Source organism: Haloferax sp. Atlit-6N (assembly GCF_003383195.1).
In the GTDB taxonomy this organism is placed as follows: Archaea; Halobacteriota; Halobacteria; order Halobacteriales; family Haloferacaceae; genus Haloferax; species Haloferax gibbonsii.
This window is the reverse complement of the sequence record NZ_QEQJ01000279.1, coordinates 1-473: the sequence shown is the minus strand read 5'-3', so window position 1 is coordinate 473 and position 473 is coordinate 1. Positions and strand designations below refer to the sequence as shown.

Below are 473 nucleotides of genomic sequence, written 5' to 3'. Positions count from 1 at the left end.
AGCGCGGTCACGGGTATCCAGTTCGGCGGCGACGGCGAGGCTGGAAGCGACGGCGGTGACGGCCGCGACGCGGACGGTCCGGGCGGAGACGACGGCGGAAGCGGCGACGGCAGCGACGACGACGGTGACGACGCGGACGGTGGTGACGGCGGCGAGGCCGACGCGGACGTGGAAGCGGAGGTTCCGGCGGATGACTGACGACATCCCCGAACTGAACCTCTCTCGCGGGCGCGGCGAGCGAGACGGAAGCGACGGCGACGACGATGACGACGGGGTCTTCTCGTTCGCCGGCGACGACGCCGCGCCCGACTCCGAGGCAGACGCCGCCCCCGCCGAACCCGACGCGATGGACGAGGTCCTCCCGGAGGACGTCTCCGAGTCGGACGACGACGAGGTCGAACCGGTCGAACTCCTCGTCCAACTCGCCAAGGAGGGAACCATCGACCCGTGGGACATCGACATCGTGGAGGTCA

Annotated in this window: 1 protein-coding gene and 1 pseudogene; both read left to right on the top strand. The window is 71.0% G+C overall.

Annotated elements, in window-relative coordinates; translation table 11 throughout:
• Nucleotides 1-198 (top strand): hypothetical protein (locus DEQ92_RS22345; RefSeq protein WP_199522980.1); only part of this gene is annotated, 198 nt, incomplete at its 5' end.
• Nucleotides 191-473 (top strand): annotated as a pseudogene (locus DEQ92_RS22340) (segregation/condensation protein A); the annotation flags it as partial. The gene DEQ92_RS22345 and the pseudogene DEQ92_RS22340, both read left to right, overlap by 8 nt.